At 56.3% G+C, this 16,003-nt stretch carries 14 protein-coding genes; 12 read left to right on the plus strand and 2 right to left on the minus strand.

Features of this window, described 5'->3' with window-relative positions; translation table 11 throughout:
- Positions 1-228: 228 nt before the first annotated feature.
- From ACYAC5_RS00970 to ACYAC5_RS01010, 9 genes are all read left to right on the plus strand, one after another.
- Positions 229-2,790, plus strand: a complete 2,562-nt coding sequence (locus ACYAC5_RS00970; RefSeq protein ID WP_101763758.1) for a class I adenylate cyclase — start codon at positions 229-231, stop codon at positions 2,788-2,790.
- A 134-nt stretch (positions 2,791-2,924) separates the two neighbouring features.
- Positions 2,925-3,128 carry an LPS translocon maturation chaperone LptM gene (gene lptM / locus ACYAC5_RS00975; RefSeq protein WP_101763757.1) on the plus strand — a complete coding sequence of 68 codons (204 nt, stop codon included), beginning with the start codon at positions 2,925-2,927 and terminating at the stop codon, positions 3,126-3,128.
- Between the two features lie 29 nt (positions 3,129-3,157).
- Complete coding sequence (gene dapF / locus ACYAC5_RS00980) at positions 3,158-3,982, plus strand: diaminopimelate epimerase (RefSeq protein WP_110867946.1); 825 nt, start codon at positions 3,158-3,160, stop codon at positions 3,980-3,982.
- Entirely contained in the window at positions 3,979-4,683 is a 705-nt protein-coding gene (locus ACYAC5_RS00985; protein WP_101763756.1) for a DUF484 domain-containing protein, read from the plus strand. The genes dapF and ACYAC5_RS00985 overlap by 4 nt, the downstream gene beginning before the upstream one ends.
- The gene (gene xerC, locus ACYAC5_RS00990) at positions 4,680-5,588 is read left to right on the plus strand and encodes a tyrosine recombinase XerC (protein ID WP_222234955.1); all 909 of its coding nucleotides are present in this window, start codon (positions 4,680-4,682) and stop codon (positions 5,586-5,588) included. The genes ACYAC5_RS00985 and xerC overlap by 4 nt, the downstream gene beginning before the upstream one ends.
- Entirely contained in the window at positions 5,588-6,304 is a 717-nt protein-coding gene (yigB, locus tag ACYAC5_RS00995) for a 5-amino-6-(5-phospho-D-ribitylamino)uracil phosphatase YigB (RefSeq protein ID WP_462062261.1), read from the plus strand. The genes xerC and yigB overlap by 1 nt, the downstream gene beginning before the upstream one ends.
- 76 nt (positions 6,305-6,380) lie before the next feature.
- Complete coding sequence (gene uvrD, locus ACYAC5_RS01000; protein ID WP_101763753.1) at positions 6,381-8,543, plus strand: DNA helicase II; 2,163 nt, start codon at positions 6,381-6,383, stop codon at positions 8,541-8,543.
- A gap of 310 nt (positions 8,544-8,853) precedes the next feature.
- Positions 8,854-9,807, plus strand: coding sequence for a magnesium/cobalt transporter CorA (gene corA / locus ACYAC5_RS01005; RefSeq protein WP_008105777.1), 954 nt, complete (start codon positions 8,854-8,856; stop codon positions 9,805-9,807).
- Between the two features lie 180 nt (positions 9,808-9,987).
- Positions 9,988-11,040 carry an AbrB family transcriptional regulator gene (locus tag ACYAC5_RS01010; RefSeq protein WP_462062263.1) on the plus strand — a complete coding sequence of 351 codons (1,053 nt, stop codon included), beginning with the start codon at positions 9,988-9,990 and terminating at the stop codon, positions 11,038-11,040.
- On the opposite strand, the gene rarD is transcribed toward ACYAC5_RS01010, so the two are convergent.
- Positions 11,011-11,910, minus strand: coding sequence for an EamA family transporter RarD (gene rarD, locus ACYAC5_RS01015; RefSeq protein WP_192236906.1), 900 nt, complete (start codon positions 11,908-11,910; stop codon positions 11,011-11,013). The two genes, ACYAC5_RS01010 and rarD, sit on opposite strands and share 30 nt — an antisense overlap.
- Before the next feature lie 22 nt (positions 11,911-11,932).
- Positions 11,933-12,403: a thioesterase family protein gene (locus ACYAC5_RS01020; RefSeq protein ID WP_101763750.1), complete on the minus strand. Its 471-nt coding sequence runs from the start codon at positions 12,401-12,403 to the stop codon at positions 11,933-11,935.
- A gap of 165 nt (positions 12,404-12,568) precedes the next feature.
- Between ACYAC5_RS01020 and pldA the strand changes: the two genes are divergently transcribed.
- The 3 genes from pldA to rhtC are packed head-to-tail and all read left to right on the plus strand — an operon-like array spanning position 12,569 to position 15,933.
- Positions 12,569-13,447 (plus strand): phospholipase A, encoded by an 879-nt coding sequence (gene pldA / locus ACYAC5_RS01025; RefSeq protein WP_008105781.1) that lies wholly within the window; start codon positions 12,569-12,571, stop codon positions 13,445-13,447.
- 23 nt (positions 13,448-13,470) lie between these two features.
- On the plus strand, positions 13,471-15,297 hold the full coding sequence (gene recQ, locus ACYAC5_RS01030) for an ATP-dependent DNA helicase RecQ (protein ID WP_101763748.1): 1,827 nt from the start codon (positions 13,471-13,473) through the stop codon (positions 15,295-15,297).
- 12 nt (positions 15,298-15,309) lie between these two features.
- On the plus strand, positions 15,310-15,933 hold the full coding sequence (gene rhtC / locus ACYAC5_RS01035; protein ID WP_110867926.1) for a threonine export protein RhtC: 624 nt from the start codon (positions 15,310-15,312) through the stop codon (positions 15,931-15,933).
- Positions 15,934-16,003: the final 70 nt, after the last annotated feature.

A 16,003-nucleotide genomic window follows, 5' to 3' on the forward strand; every position in this document is an offset into this window, starting at 1 on the left:
CAGACTGCGCCTGGATCTTGCGGGTCGCAGTTTTGTGTCGAAGTCTGAAAAAAGCAGGGCTACGGTCGGAACATGCTAAACTGTTAAGTAGCGCAACTTTCTTTACGGTCAATCCTCCGGGTGTTAGATTGATCACGTTTCCAGCAATTATTTGCCCGATATCTTTATTATTAAGCGGCAGAATGCGGAAACAGGGTGCTTAACACTGGGACAATCAGGCGAAACGTCTTGTACCTCTACATTGAGACACTGAAACAGAGACTGGATGCGATTAACCAGCTGCGTGTAGATCGCGCACTGGCTGCCATGGGGCCTGCTTTCCAGCAAGTCTACAGTCTGCTGCCAACATTATTGCATTACCATCATCCGCTGATGCCGGGCTACCTCGAAGGTAGCGTTCCGCATGGCGTCTGCCTTTACACGCCCGATGAAAATCAATTCCAGCTGCTGCAGAACCTAGCGGGCGGACAACCGCTCGATCTCACCGCCGCCGTCGCGGGCGAACGTCCAATTACCGGCATTTACTCAATGGGCAGCACCTCGTCGGTTGGGCAAAACAGCATTTCCGACCTCGACATCTGGGTATGCCACCAATCGTGGCTGGATAATGAAGAGCGCCTTAATCTGCAGCGTAAGTGTACGCTGTTGCAGAAATGGTGTGTGTCGATGGGTGTGGAAGTCAGCTTCTTCCTGATTGACGAGAACCGTTTCCGCCATAACGAAAGCGGTAGCCTCGGCGGTGAAGACTGCGGTTCTACCCAACATATTTTGCTGCTGGATGAGTTCTACCGTACCGCCGTGCGTATGGCGGGTAAACGCATCCTGTGGAATATGGTGCCTGGCGAAGAGGAGCATCATTACGACGATTACGTCATGTCGCTCTATTCACAAGGCGTACTGACGCCGAATGAGTGGCTGGATCTCGGCGGCCTTGGCACGCTGTCGGCGGAAGAGTACTTCGGTGCCAGCTTGTGGCAGCTGTATAAAAGTATCGACTCGCCGTATAAAGCGGTGCTGAAAACCCTGCTGCTGGAAGCCTACAGCTGGGAATATCCCGACACGCAGCTCTTGTCGATGGACATCAAGCAGCGCCTGCACGACGGCGAAATTGTCTCCTTCGGTCTCGATCCTTACTGCATGATGCTGGAGCGCGTGACGCGCTATCTCACCAGCGTTGATGACATGGCGCGCCTCGATTTAGTGCGTCGATGTTTCTATTTAAAAGTGTGTGAAAAGCTCTCGAGCGAAGATCACCATCATCAGCGCACCGGCTGGCGGCGCGAGATCTTATCGCAGCTGGTTAAAGAGTGGGGCTGGGATGAAGAGAAGTTAGCGGTACTGGATAACCGCGCGCAGTGGAAAATCGAACGGGTACGCGAAGCGCACAACGAGCTGCTGGATGCGATGATGCAGAGCTATCGCAACCTGATTCGCTTTGCGCGTCGCAACAATTTAAGCGTCAGCGCCAGCCCGCAGGATATCGGCGTGCTGACGCGTAAACTGTATGCCGCGTTCGAGGCGCTGCCGGGTAAAGTCACTTTAGTGAACCCACAGATTTCGCCCGATCTCTCGGAAGAGAATCTTACCTTTATTCATGTCCCGGCGGGCCGCGCTAATCGCGCCGGTTGGTATCTGTATAACCAATCGCCAGACATGAGTTCTATCATCAGCCATCAGCCGCTGGAATATAATCGCTATCTGAACAAGCTGGTGGCGTGGGCGTGGTTTAACGGTTTGCTGACCAGCAAAACGCGTCTGCATATGAAGGGCAACGATCTGTGCGATCTGCCGCGTCTGCAGGAACTGGTTAACGATGTGTCGAGCCACTTCCCGCTGCGCGTGCCAGCACCGACGCCGAAAGCGCTCTACAGCCCGTGCGAAATTCGTCACTTAGCGATTATCGTTAACCTGGAACACGATCCTACCTCCGCATTCCGCAATCAGGTGGTGCATTTTGATTTCCGTAAGCTGGATGTGTTCAGCTTCGGTCAGCAGCAGCAATGTTTGATTGGCAGCATCGATCTGCTCTATCGCAACTCGTGGAATGAAGTGCGTACGCTGCACTTCAATGGCGAGCAGGCGATGATTGAGGCGCTGAAAACCATTCTCGGCAAAATGCATCAGGATGCTGCGCCGCCGGATACGGTGGAAGTATTCTGCTACAGCCAGCATCTGCGCGGTTTAATTCGTACTCGCGTGCAGCAGCTGGTTTCGGAATGCATTGAGCTGCGTCTGTCGAGCACGCGTCAGGAACCGGGCCGCTTTAAAGCGTTACGCATGGCGGGCCAAACCTGGGGCTTATTCTTCGAACGCATGAGCGTGTCGGTGCAGAAGCTGGAAAACGCCGTGGAATTTTATGGCGCGATTTCTAACAACAAGCTGCATGGTTTGTCGATTAAAGTGGAATCGAACCAGACGCCGTTGCCGCCGGTGGTGAACGGCTACGCCAGCGAAGGCATCATTCAGTTCTTCTTTGAAGATACTAATGACGATCGCGGCTTCAACATCTATATCCTCGACGAAACCAATCGCGTTGAGGTTTATCACCATTGCGAAGGCAGTAAAGAGGAGCTGGTGCGCGACGTGAGTCGATTCTATTCCTCGTCGCATGACCGTTTTACTTACGGCTCCAGCTTTATCAACTTTAACCTGCCGCAGTTCTACCAGATTGTGAACACTGGCGAACGTTTCCAGGTGATTCCTTTCCGCAGCCAAACGCTGACGCAGCTCTGCGCTACCCAGCCTGACAACGACAACGGCGACTTCCAGCCGCGCTATCAAATGCATTGATCCCGCCCGCGTTCGCGCGGCGGGATGCGCTGTTACTCTGACCTGCCGCAGGAAATGCGGCTATTTCCTGTTGCTTTTACAACGTCAACTGCGATGATAAGCAACCATGGCTTTAGGACAGAAGAGCAGACAGAATGATACGAGTGATGAGTCAGCTGGGTATGGCGCTGGCACTGGTCAGCCTGGTAGGCTGTGGCCTAAAAGGACCGCTGTATTTCCCGCCGAAAGATCAGCCAAACAAGCCGAAACAGCAGGTCACCGCGCAGCAGCAAAAAGCGGCTCAGGATGCTGATGTCGGTGGTTTGGTCACCAGCAAGCCTGGTTCGCAGGCCAACTAAACTCTATGAGTAATCCGGCGGAGCAGAAAATGCAGTTCTCAAAAATGCACGGTCTCGGCAACGACTTTATGGTTGTGGATGCTGTGACGCAAAACGTCTTTTTTTCGCCGGAACTGATTCGCCGCCTGGCGGACAGAAATCTGGGGATCGGTTTTGATCAGCTACTGATCGTTGAACCGCCTTACGATCCGGATCTCGATTTCCATTACCGCATTTTCAACGCTGATGGCAGCGAAGTCGCGCAGTGCGGCAACGGCGCACGCTGCTTTGCCCGCTTTGTGCGTCTGAAAGGTTTGACCAATAAAAGCGACATTCGTGTCAGCACGCAAACCGGCCGCATGGTGCTCAGCGTTACCAATGATGAGCTGGTGCGCGTCAATATGGGTCAACCCAACTTCGAACCGCAAAGCGTGCCGCTCCGCGCGAATAAAGCAGAGAACCTTTATTTGCAGCGGGTGGCCGAGCAAACCGTGATGTTTGGTGCGGTATCGATGGGTAATCCGCACTGCGTGATTCAGGTAGAAAGCGTGAAAACCGCGCCGGTGGAAACGCTGGGCCCAGAGCTGGAAAGCCACGAGCGATTCCCGGAGCGCGTCAATGTCGGCTTTATGGAAGTGGTCAATCGTGAACACATCCGTCTGCGCGTGTATGAACGTGGTGCAGGCGAAACCCAGGCATGCGGCAGCGGCGCCTGCGCGGCGGTCGCCTGCGGCGTTCAGCAGGGCATTCTGGCGGAAAATGTCCGCGTCGATTTGCCGGGCGGAACGCTGCACATTGCCTGGAAAGGGGAAGGGCAGCCGCTGTTTATGACCGGTCCAGCCACACACGTCTACGATGGGTTTATTCATCTATGAAAAATGTCGAAGAGCAAACCGAAAGCGAGGTTTTGCTGGACGATCAATCGGTAAGCGCATTTCTGCGTCAAAACCCCGATTTTTTTATTCGCAATGCGCGCCAGGTTGAACAGATGATGGTGCCGCATCCGGTACGCGGCAGCGTTTCGCTGGTGGAGTGGCATATGGCGCGGCAGCGCAACCACATCCAGCAGTTAGAAGAGGAGATCACGCTGCTGATGGAGCAGGCTACCGCCAACCATCAGCTGTTTGATCGCCTGCTGGCGCTACAAGGTCATCTCGCCGCCGCCGACAGCTTGCAAGAGATGCTAACGCGTCTGCACCGCTGGGCGCGCGAACTGGGTCTGGCCGGCGCACACGTACGCGTGTTCAATGACAAGTGGCACATCGGCGCACCCTCTGATTTCACCCAGCTCGGCTTGTCACGTCAGGCATTCGAACCGCTGCGCATTCAGCGCTTCGGCAATGAACATCACTATCTCGGCAGCCTGAACGGTCCGGAATTGCTACTGCTGTTGCCGCAGGCCAAAGCGATTGGCTCGGTAGCGATGTCGCTGATGGGCGAACGCGGCGAGCTGGGCATATTAATGTTCACCAGCCGCGATAATCAGCATTATCAGGCGGGCATGGGCACGCTGCTGCTGCAGCATCTGGCGCAAATGTTGCCGGATCTGCTGTCACGCTGGATTGAACGCGCATGAGTCACGTCAGTCCGCTGCTGCCGGCCGTGGATGACTTTCTGCGTTATCTCAAGGTCGAGCGCCAGCTGAGTCCGCTGACGCAAAAGAATTACCAACGGCAATTGCAGGCGATTATGGCAATGGCCGATGAGATGAAGCTGACGAGCTGGTCGCAGCTGGAACCGGCGCAGGTGCGCAGCCTGGCGGCACGCAGCCGGCGGGGCGGTTTAGGCGCCAGCAGTCTGGCGCTGCGCATGTCGGCGCTGCGCAGTTTTCTCGACTGGCAAGTGCATCAGGGCATGTTGAGCGCCAATCCCGCTAAAGGCATCTCCACGCCGCGTAATGCGCGCCATCTGCCGAAAAACATGGATGTCGACGAAGTTAACCAACTGCTGGAGATCGATCTCAACGATCCGCTGGCGGTACGCGACCGCGCGATGCTGGAAACCATGTACGGCGGCGGTTTGCGTCTGTCTGAGCTGGTGAATATGGATTGTCGCCACATGGATTTGGAGGCGGGTGAAGTGCGGGTGCTGGGTAAAGGCAGCAAAGAGCGCCGCGTACCGATTGGCGGCACGGCGGTTACCTGGATTCAGCACTGGTTACCGCTGCGTGCTAGCTTTGCGCCGCAGGATGATGCGGTGTTTGTCTCCAGCCGCGGCAGCCGGATTTCGACGCGCAACGTGCAGAAGCGTTTTGCCGAATGGGGCATCAAGCAAGGCGTTGCCAGCCATATTCATCCGCATAAACTGCGCCACTCTTTTGCCACGCATTTGCTGGAATCGAGCGGCGATCTGCGCGCGGTACAGGAACTGCTCGGTCACGCCAATCTGGCGACCACGCAAATCTACACCCATCTGGATTTCCAGCATCTGGCGACGGTTTACGATGCGGCCCATCCGCGTGCCAAACGAGGAAAGTCTTAATGAAGTTTTATCGTCCGCTCGGCCCAATCAAAGCAATCACCTTTGATCTCGACGACACGCTGTATGACAACCATCCCGTCATCCGCAAAACCACTGCCGAATCGCACGCTGCGCTGCAGGCGTATCATCCGGCGCTGCGAGAATTCACCCCGGCGGATTATCAGGCGCTGCGCAATGAGTTGCTGGCGCGCGAGCCGGAAATTTATCACGACGTGTCTGAATGGCGTCGTCGCTCGGTGGAGCTGGCGCTGCTCAATGTCGGCTTATCCAAAGCGGAAGCCACCGCCGGTGCCAGCGACGTGATGAGCGTCTTCCATCAGTGGCGTAGTGAAGTCGATATGCCGGAAGAGACGCATCAAACGCTGACGTGGCTGAGCGAGCGCGTGCCGCTGGTGGCGATCACTAACGGCAATGCCTGTCCGGAAAAGCTCGGCATCCATCACCACTTCCAGTTCGCGCTGCGTGCCGGTCCGCACGGTCGCGCCAAGCCGTGGCAGGATATGTATCATCTGGCCGCTGAGCGTTTGAACATCGCACCGCAGCACATTCTGCACGTCGGCGACGATCTCACCACCGATGTGGCCGGTTCGCTGCGTGCCGGCATGCAAGCCTGCTGGATCAATCTACGTGAAGGCAATCTGATGAAGATTGACGATGCGCGTTTGCTGCCGCATGTTGAAATTGATCGGTTGGCATCTCTGACCTCGCTGCTATAATCCACACATGTAAATATATACAGCTCTATCCGCAGCAGTGTGGATTTGAGTTCATTTTCTTTCGCGAACGGTGCTTATGGACGTTTCTGATCTGCTTGACGGCTTGAATGACAAACAGCGCGAGGCGGTCGCCGCACCGCGCAGCAACCTGCTGGTGCTGGCCGGAGCAGGCAGTGGCAAAACCCGTGTGCTGGTGCATCGCATCGCCTGGCTGCTGTCGGTAGAGAACTGCTCGCCGTATTCAATTATGGCGGTGACCTTTACCAACAAAGCGGCGGCGGAAATGCGCCATCGTATCGATCAGCTGATCGGCACCAGCCAGGGCGGCATGTGGATTGGCACTTTCCACGGCCTGGCGCACCGTTTACTGCGCGCGCATCACCTTGATGCCGGCTTGCCGCAGGATTTCCAGATCCTCGACAGCGACGATCAGCTGCGTCTGCTGAAGCGCCTGATCAAAGCGATGAACCTTGATGAGAAACAGTGGCCTGCGCGTCAGGGCATGTGGTACATCAACGGCAAAAAAGATGAAGGCCTGAGGCCAAAACACATCGAAAGCTACGGCAATCCGGTTGAGCAAACCTGGCTGCGCATCTATCAGGCGTATCAGGAAGCCTGCGATCGCGCCGGATTAGTGGATTTCGCCGAGCTGCTGCTGCGCGCCCACGAACTGTGGCTGAACAAGCCGCATATCCTGAATCATTACCGCGAGCGTTTCAGCAACGTGCTGGTGGATGAATTCCAGGATACCAACAATATTCAGTACGCATGGATTCGCATGCTGGCGGGTGATAGCGGCCGCGTGATTATCGTCGGCGATGACGATCAGTCGATTTACGGCTGGCGCGGTGCGCAGGTGGAGAACATCCAGCGCTTCCTGCAGGATTTTCCCGGCGCGGAAACCATTCGCCTGGAGCAGAACTATCGCTCGACCAACAACATTCTGAAAGCGGCGAACACGCTGATCGCCAACAACAATGGCCGCCTCGGTAAAGAGCTGTGGACCGACGGCAGCGATGGTGAAAAGATCTCACTCTACTGCGCATTCAACGAGCTGGATGAAGCGCGCTTTGTGGTCAATCGCATCAAAAGCTGGCACGAGAACGGCAATGCGCTGCAGGATTGCGCCATTCTCTACCGCAGCAACGCCCAATCGCGCGTGCTGGAAGAGGCGCTGTTGCAAGGCAGCATGCCGTATCGCATTTATGGCGGCATGCGCTTCTTCGAGCGTCAGGAGATTAAAGATGCGCTGGCCTATCTGCGTTTAATGGCCAATCGCAACGACGATGCAGCCTTTGAGCGTGTGGTGAACACGCCGGTGCGCGGCGTCGGCGATCGTACCCTCGATGTGGTGCGCCAGACCGCGCGCGATCAGCAACTCACCTTGTGGCAGGCCACGCGCGAGCTGTTGCAGAACAAAGCCTTAGCCGGACGCGCCGCGTCGGCGTTACAACGCTTCTGCGAGTTGGTCGATTCACTGGCCAGCGAAACCGCCGAGATGCCGCTGCATGTGCAAACCGATCGCGTAATTAAAGACTCCGGTTTATGGGTGATGTACGAGCAGGAGAAGGGTGAGAAAGGCCAGGCGCGTATAGAAAACCTTGAGGAACTGGTCACGGCAACGCGCCAGTTCAGCTATCAGGACGAAGACGAAGATTTGATGCCGCTGCAGGCGTTCTTGTCGCATGCGGCGCTGGAGGCAGGCGAAGGCCAGGCCGACAAATGGCAGGACGCGGTGCAGCTGATGACCATGCACTCGGCGAAAGGGCTGGAGTTCAGCCAGGTATTTATCGTCGGCATGGAAGAGGGCATGTTCCCGAGCCAGATGTCGCTGGATGAAGGCGGTCGTCTGGAAGAGGAGCGCCGTCTGGCTTACGTTGGCGTGACGCGTGCCATGGTCAAGCTGACGCTCACCTATGCTGAAAGCCGTCGTCTTTATGGTAAGGAAGTGTATCACCGTCCATCACGCTTCATCGGTGAGCTGCCGGAAGAGTGCGTGGAAGAGGTGCGTTTGCGCGCCAGCGTCAGCCGTCCGGTGAGCCATCAGCGCATGGGCACGCCCATCGCGCAAAATGACAGCGGCTTCACGCTCGGCCAGCGCGTGCGTCATGCCAAGTTCGGTGAAGGCACCATCATCAACCTCGAAGGCAGCGGTGAACACAGCCGTTTGCAAGTGGCGTTTCAGGGCCAGGGCATCAAGTGGCTGGTGGCGGCTTACGCCCGTCTGGAAACGGTGTAGCGCGGTTGCGCTACCTTGACGACTTTTTCGTCTCAGCGTAACATGCGCGCACTATTATCATGAGAGGACAATGCCTTGGACGCGCCCAGTCGATGCTGGCTCAATCACCTGTTTAACAGGAACTCCTAAGGTTACCTCTTTTAGCTGGTAGCCTTAGCGGTTAACAGCGACCTCCCTTTTTTACTCTCGTCGCGTGAGTTAGCACTGATTTACCCTTGAAGCGAAAGTTTCCGTGTTCAGGCTTCGCCGTGCCCGTAATTTACAGTGGTCACCGCCTTGTCCCATTCCGAAAAAATGGGGAGTTATTGCTATGCTGAGCGCATTTAAACTCGATCGTAATCGCCTGACGCGCATCGAGCTGGAAGAAGATAACGACAAACTCAACACGTCTGTTTGGGTCGATCTGATCGAACCTGACGACAGCGAACGCGATCGCGTGCAATGCGAGCTCGGCCAGAGCCTGGCGACGCGTCCGGAGCTGGAAGACATCGAAGCCTCGGCGCGTTTCTTCGAAGACGAAGACGGCCTGCACATTCACTCCTTCTTCTTCTTTGAAGATGCCGAAGACCACGCTGGCAACTCCACCGTGGCATTCACCATCCGCGAAGATCGCCTGTATACGCTGCGCGAACGCGAACTGCCAGCTTTCCGTCTCTATCGCATGCGTGCGCGCAATCAGATGCTGACCGATGGCAACGCCTATGAGCTGCTGCTGGATTTGTTTGAGACCAAAATCGAACAGCTGGCGGATGAGATCGAGAACATCTATAGCGCGCTGGAGAAACTCAGCCGCGTGATCATGGAAGGCCAGCAGGGCGAAGAGTACGATCAGGCGCTGTCACGTCTGGCGGAGCTGGAAGATATCGGCTGGAAAGTGCGGTTATGTCTGATGGATACCCAGCGTGCCCTCAACTTCCTGGTGCGTAAAGCGCGTCTGCCGGGCAACCAGCTGGAGCAGGCGCGTGAAATCCTGCGCGATATCGAATCGCTGTTGCCGCATAACGAATCGCTGTTCCAGAAGGTCAACTTCCTGATGCAGGCGGCAATGGGCTTCATCAATATTGAGCAGAACCGCATCATCAAGATCTTCTCGGTGGTTTCGGTGGTATTCCTGCCGCCCACGCTGGTGGCATCCAGCTACGGCATGAACTTCGAGTTTATGCCGGAGTTGAAATGGAGCTTTGGTTATCCGGGCGCGATTAGCCTGATGATTCTCGCTGGCCTGGCGCCGTACCTCTATTTCAAACGCAAGAACTGGCTTTAACCCTTCTTACTCCCCTCTAAACAATTCGAGTTGCAGCAAGGCGGCAAGTTTGTGAATCCCAGGAGCTTACTAAAGTAAGTGACTGGGGTGAATAAAGGCAGCCAACGTAGCTGCGACTTGAATTATGACGAGGGGAGCGTAATCTGTTGGCTCTCTTCTTAAATCAATGATTTCCACCCTATGGCGCGCTTCTCATTGCGACTTCAGTGGACACTGCTGCTGATTGCTTCGTTAGTGCTGGGGATTATCCTCCAGCTGTTCCATCTTCCTGCGGCCTTGCTGCTTGGCCCGATGATCGTCGGCACCTTTATGGGCTTGTCCGGCGCGACTGTTCGCATCGATAAACGTTTCTTCGTGCTGGCACAAGCGGTGCTTGGCTGCATGATTGGCCAGAGCTTATCGCCGGGCATTCTCACACCGCTGATTCAGGATTGGCCGGTGGTGTTGGCGGTGCTGGTGCTGACGTTGGCGGCCAGCGGCTTGTCCGGTTTTCTCCTGGTACGCTTCAGTAGTTTGCCCGGCCCAACCGGCGCATGGGGATCGTCGCCTGGCGGCGCTTCGGCGATGGTGGCGATGGCCGGTGATTTCGGGGCGGATGTGCGGCTGGTGGCGTTTATGCAGTATCTGCGCGTGCTGTTTGTCGCCACCGCTGCGGCGGTGGTGGCGCGCATTGGCCTCGGCACCCACGGCGGTGCAGCTGAACTGGTGTGGTTTCCTGCGCTGCACAGCAGCTTTCTGCTGACGCTGCTGGTGATGGTCGCTGGTGCGTGGCTCGGCCAGAGGCTGCGAATTCCCTCTGGTGCCTTGCTGCTACCCGCGCTGATCGGTGCGATATTGCACGGCACCGATGTGGCGACTTTGCAGGTTCCGGAATGGCTGCTGGCGCTAGCCTATGCACTGATTGGCTGGAGCGTGGGATTGCGTTTCACACGGCCGATTTTCAAACTTGCGCTGCGAACGCTGCCGCAAATGTTGCTGTCGATTTTTGGTTTAATGCTGTTGTGTGGCGGATTAGCCTGGATGCTAACGCGCGCGCTACACGTTGATCTGATGACCGCCTATCTGGCAACCAGCCCGGGCGGGCTGGATACCGTGGCGATTATTGCGGCCGGCACGCGGGTCGATATGGCTTTTGTCATGGCGCTGCAGACGCTGCGTCTGTTCACCATTTTGCTTACCGGCCCGGCGCTGGCGCGTTTTATCTCACGCTACGCGCATGCGCGCCCGAGCTGAGAACGCAACCGCATCAATAATGAACACGGCGAGCGCCAGCCAGATAAAGCCGAAGGTCACCATTTTATCCGGCGTCAGGCGCTCGCCGTAGAACAGCACCGCCAGCAGGAACATCAGCGTCGGACCCAGATACTGGAAGAAACCGACGGTCGATAAGCGCAGACGCGCGCAGGCGGCTGCAAAAAACATCAGCGGAATGGTGGTGATAATGCCCGCCGCGACCAGCTTGAGATTGAGGCTCATGGCGTTGGCGCTGAGATGGCTGGTGGCGCTATCGGCAAAACCAAACAGGTAAATCGCCGCCAGCGGGAATAGCCACAGCGTTTCGATCAACATGCCACTTTGCGCATCGACCTGAATTTTTTTGCGCACCAATCCGTACAAAGCAAAACTCAACGCCAGGCCAAGCCCGATAATCGGCAGCGATCCAAACTGCCACAGCTGCACCAGCACGCCGGTGGTCGCCAGCAGTACCGCCAGCCACTGCAAGCGGCGGAAGCGTTCGCGCAGGAACAGCATGCCAAACACCACATTAATCAGCGGGTTGATAAAGTAGCCGAGGCTGGCTTCCAGCATGTGCTGATTGTTCACTGCCCAGATAAACAGCAGCCAGTTGCCGCCAATGGTGATGGCGGTCAGCGCCAGCAGCAGCACCTTTTTCGGCTGAGCCAGTACGCTACGTACCTGCGCCCAGCTGCGCGTCAAAGTGATCAACAGCAGCATAAACAGTGCGGACCAAATCACGCGATGCGTCATGATCTCGGTGGCGGGTACCTCTTTGACCAGCTTGAAGTAGGCGGGGGCGATGCCCCAAATGAAGTAAGCGCCGAGCGCGTAGCCAATACCCTGGCGAGTTTGTTGCGAATCCATCATGTCATTCCAAAAGTACTGATTAGCCAATCATGTAGGTGGCGGTAGCGGTGGCGATGTAATCGCCTTGCTGGTTATGTAACTCCACGCGCGCCACAGCAACTTTGTTGCCGCCGCGCAGCAGGCTGCTGGTGGCGACAAAGCGCTCGCCACGGCCAGGGCGCAGATAATCCACGCGCATATCGATGGTGCCCATGCGCGACAGGCGCTGACGCAGCTCTTCCTCGGTAATGCTCTCCTGACGCGTCAGCGCATAGCTGACACACACCAGCCCGGCCGCGACATCGAGCACTGAAGCGATCACGCCGCCGTGCAGAATCTGCTGCGCTGCGTTGCCGACCAGCATGGTTTTATTGGCGAAGCCGAGTTCGGCATAATCCGCTTCCAGTCGATCCAGCTCTAATCCGAGCGCCTGATTGAAGGGCATGTGATAAACAAAGATTTCGCCAATCAGACGACGCGCTTCCTGCTGTGTCAGCAACGGGGATGACATAATGCCTGCCTTAAAATGTTAACGAGTTGTGTATATTATGCCGCGTTCGAGCCGCTTTCCAGTTTCGGAAATCGGCGCTGATCAACCGCAGGTTTTGCGTGTAGAATGGCCTGCTTTTTGAACCGTCACTTGACGATTACGACACGCAGTTCTCTGGAGAATTCTATGCGTAAGCATTACGCCTTGCTGGCCGCGGCGCTGATCCTTCCTGGCCTGGCGCAGGCTGAAGAAGCCACGATAAAAGAGGTTCATGATGCACCGGCAGTGAAGGGCAGCATTATCGCTAACCTGCTGGAGAAACACGATAACCCGTTCGTGCTTTATCCTTATGAAAACAACTATCTGCTCTACACCTACACCACTGACATGAACAAAGAGGCGATCTCTTCGTACAACTGGGCAGACAAAGCTAAAAATGATGAAGTAAAATTCCAGCTCAGCCTGGCGTTTCCGCTGTGGCGCGGCATTTTAGGCGATAACTCGGTGCTGGCGGCGTCTTATACTCAGCGCTCGTGGTGGCAGCTCTCGAACCGGGGTGCGTCATCACCGTTCCGTGAAACCGATTATGAGCCACAAATTTTCCTCGGCTGGGCCACCGATTACACTTTCGCAGGCTGGACCTTACGCGATGTGGAAACCGGCTTAGTGCATCAGTCGAACGGCCGCAGCGAGCCGACCTCACGCAGCTGGAACCGCGTTTACGCGCGCTTCATGGCGCAGAACGGCAATCTGCTCGCAGAGATCAAACCCTGGTATCGTCTGCCTGAAAGTGAAAGCAATGACGATAACCCGGACATCACCAAATACATGGGTTACTACCGCGCCAAGCTCGGCTACATGATGGGCGAGAACATTTTCAGCGTGGAAGGTAACTACAACTGGAACAGCGGCTTTGGCGGTGCAACCTTCGCCTGGAGCTACCCGATCTCTGAACACGTGCGCTTTTACACGCAGGTCTTCAGCGGTTATGGTGAATCATTGATCGACTATAACCATCGCCAGACGCGCTTCGGCGTGGGCGTGACGCTCAACGATCTGTTCTAACCCGCAACAAAGACAGGATTACCGTGGCAACATCGGCAGTGCTTAATCAGGAAATGCTGGCGCAGCAGGTATTACAAGATACCTTCGGCTATCAGCAGTTCCGCCCAGGTCAGCAAAACATCATCGAAACCGCCCTGTCAGGACGCGATTGTCTGGTGGTGATGCCGACTGGCGGCGGCAAATCGCTGTGCTATCAAATCCCGGCGCTGGTGCGCGAAGGGCTGACGCTGGTGGTTTCACCGCTGATTTCACTGATGAAAGATCAGGTCGATCAGCTGCTGGCCAACGGCGTGGCTGCAGCGTGCCTCAACTCGACGCAGACGCGTGAGCAGCAGCAGCAGGTGTTTGCGGATTGTCGTACCGGCAAGCTCAAGCTGCTGTATATCGCGCCTGAACGTCTGATGATGGACAATTTCCTCGACAGCCTGCACCAGTGGAATCCGGTGATGCTGGCGGTGGATGAAGCGCACTGTATTTCGCAGTGGGGCCACGATTTCCGTCCGGAATATGGCTCGATCGGCCAGCTGCGTCAGCACTTCCCTGATTTGCCGGTCATGGCATTGACCGCCACCGCCGATGAAACCACGCGTAACGATATCGTCCATCTGCTGCAGATGGACGATCCGCTGATTCAAATCAGCAGCTTTGACCGCCCCAATATTCGCTACACGCTGGTGGAGAAATTCAAACCCACTGAGCAACTTCTGCGTTATGTGCAGGATCAGCGCGGCAAAAGCGGCATCATTTACTGTAACAGCCGCGCCAAAGTGGAAGACACCGCCGCGCGCCTGCAGAGCCGTGGTTTGAGCGTTGGCGCGTATCACGCCGGCATTGATAGCGCGCAGCGTGCCAGCGTGCAGGAAGCTTTTCAGCGTGACGATCTGCAAATCGTGGTCGCCACCGTGGCGTTCGGGATGGGCATTAACAAACCCAACGTGCGCTTTGTGGTGCACTTCGATATTCCGCGCAACATCGAATCCTATTATCAGGAAACCGGCCGCGCCGGGCGCGATGGCCTGCCTGCCGAAGCGATGATGCTTTACGATCCGGCCGACATGGCGTGGCTGCGTAAATGTCTGGAAGAGAAAGTGCCCGGCCCGTTGCAGGATATAGAACGCCACAAACTCAATGCGATGGGCGCGTTTGCTGAAGCGCAAACCTGTCGTCGTCTGGTGTTGCTGAACTATTTCGGCGAAGGTCGCCAGCAGCAGTGCGATAACTGCGATATCTGCCTCGATCCGCCGCGTCGCTACGACGGTTTGCTGGAGGCGCAAAAGGCGCTGTCGAGCATCTATCGTACCGGCCAACGCTTTGGAATGGGCTATATTGTTGAAGTTTTGCGCGGCGCCAGCAATCAGCGCATTCGCGACAACGGCCACGACAAACTGCCGGTGTACGGCCTGGGCCGCGAGCACAGCCACGAACACTGGATCAGCGTGCTGCGTCAGCTGATTCACCTCGGGATGGTAACGCAAAACATCGCCATGCATTCGGCGCTGCAACTCACCGAAGCGGCGCGTCCGGTATTACGTGCGGAAGTGCCGCTGATGCTGGCGGTGCCGCGTATCGTGACGGTGAAAACGCGCGGCAGCAGTTCGCCGAAAGTGCACAGCGGCAATTATGATCGCCAGCTGTTTGCCAAGCTGCGTAAGCTGCGCAAAGCAATTGCCGATGAAGAGAATATTCCGCCGTACGTGGTGTTTAACGATGCCACGCTGATTGAAATGGCAGAACAAATGCCGATTAGCGCGTCAGAAATGCTCAGCGTGAACGGCGTCGGTCATCGCAAACTGGAGCGTTTTGGTAAGCCGTTCCTGGTGATGATCAAAGAACATGTTGATGAAGGTTAAAGGAAAAAATTCATGCTGATGTTATTCGCCACTGTCGCGCTGGTGCATCTGGTTGCGCTGATGAGTCCCGGCCCGGACTTCTTCTTTGTGTCGCAAACGGCGGCAAGCCGCTCGCGCAAAGAGGCGATGATGGGCGTTCTGGGCATTACGTTGGGCATTGTGATCTGGGCCGGTGTGGCGCTGATGGGCCTGCATCTGATCCTGGAAAAAATGGCCTGGCTGCATGAAATCATTATGGTCGGCGGCGGATTGTATCTGCTGTGGATGGGCTGGCAGCTGATGCGCTCAGCGCGTCAACGTCATAAGCAGCCACAATCGGAAGCGCCAGTGGTTGAGCTGCCGAAAAAGGGCATGAGCTTCCTGAAAGGTTTCCTGACTAACCTGTCGAACCCAAAAGCGATCATCTACTTCGGTAGCGTATTCTCATTGTTTGTTGGCAACGACGTTGGCGCGATGGAGCGCTGGGGGTTGTTCCTGCTGATTATCGGAGAGACGTTCGCGTGGTTTACGCTGGTGGCGGCGATTTTCGCTATGCCGTGGATGCGTGATAAGTATCAGCGAATGGCGAAGTGGGTGGATGGTATGGCGGGCGTGTTGTTCGCCGGTTTTGGCATTCACCTCATCATTTCACGTTAAGCCTGGTTTACTTGCCATTTCGGTACCGGGCAGTGCTCGCCCTCCTCACGTACGACGTGTACGCTCCGGG

The sequence above is a fragment of the Pantoea sp. y20 genome, assembly GCF_054903455.1.